A 1236-nucleotide genomic window follows, 5' to 3' on the forward strand; every position below is an offset into this window, starting at 1 on the left:
GGGCGGTTTCAAGTGGTCGGTGCACCAATGAGCTCTGCGAACTTTTCCAATGGTGGTCTGTAGCCTAACGTCGCTCTGGGTCGTTCGTTCAGTTCCAGGGCGACGCGGCGCAGTTCCTCGAGTGAATGCACCGACAGATCCGTTCCCTTCGGAAAGTACTGACGCAGCAGACCGTTGGTGTTCTCGTTGGTTCCCCGCTGCCACGGCGAGTGCGGATCGGCGAAGTAGATCGCGACACCGGTCGCCGCGCTGATCTGCGCATGCGCCCGCATCTCGAACCCCTGATCCCAGGTCACGGAACGTTTGAGCAGGTCAGGCAGCGATTCCATCGCCTCGATCATCGCGTCGCGGACCTGCACGGCACCGTGCCCGTCCGGCAGATGCAGCAGCAGCGTCGTACGAGTGGTGCGCTCGACGAGGGTGCCGATCGCGGACTTGTTGTTCTTGCCCATGATCAGATCGCCTTCCCAATGCCCAGGAATCTTCCTGCCCTCGACCTCGTCGGGCCGGTCGGCGATACCGACCTTGTCCGGGATGTGCCGGGCGTTCTTCGACTTCGCGACACGGCCGTGCGGTTTGCGGAACGTACGACCCGTACGCAGGGCTTTCTCGACTTCCTTCTTCAAACCGCCTCGCGGAAGCACGTAGATCGCCTGGTAGATCGTTTCGTGGGACACCTGCATCTCCGGCCGTTCGGGAAAGTCTTGCTTCAGTGTCTTCGAAATCTGCTGGGGAGACCACTTCTTGCCCAACCTGGAAATCACCTCGGCGCGGAGCTCCTGGTGAACCCGCAGCTTCGACGTCTTCGGTCGGCGCGCTGACGCATCGGCGCGCCGCTGGGCCGAGACGGCCCTGTAGCTGCCGTCGACGTTGCTGTTGCGGGCGATATCACGGGAGACCACCGAGTGGTCACGACCAATTCCAGATCCGATCTTCCTGTACGACAACCCGATTCGGATACCCACCTCGATCTCGACCCGATCCTCGAGCGTCAACGCAGGACCGACCGATTCGCGGACCCTTCCGCGAACGATCCCGGCCCTCTCATCACGCCACCGATAACCAGTCTTGCGCTTGACTCCGTGCGCTTCGCTGGCCTTCTGAATCGGCACCCCAGAATCGATCATGGCGTAGAAGCTATCGCGCACTTCCTCCGATTTGCGTGACCATCTACCCACGACACACCACCTACTCCCTGATCAGGAGCCGTGGTGCATCGACCACTAGAGACTGCCC

General features: G+C 61.7%; 1 protein-coding gene. It reads right to left on the bottom strand.

What is annotated here, in order from left to right; genetic code table 11:
• Positions 1-8: 8 nt before the first annotated feature.
• Positions 9-1127 carry an IS30 family transposase gene (locus tag RY1_RS29245; RefSeq protein WP_072807537.1) on the bottom strand — a complete coding sequence of 373 codons (1119 nt, stop codon included), beginning with the start codon at positions 1125-1127 and terminating at the stop codon, positions 9-11.
• Positions 1128-1236: the final 109 nt, after the last annotated feature.

It is taken from the genome of Rhodococcus yunnanensis NBRC 103083 (assembly GCF_001895005.1).
Lineage (GTDB): Bacteria > Actinomycetota > Actinomycetes > Mycobacteriales > Mycobacteriaceae > Rhodococcoides > Rhodococcoides yunnanense.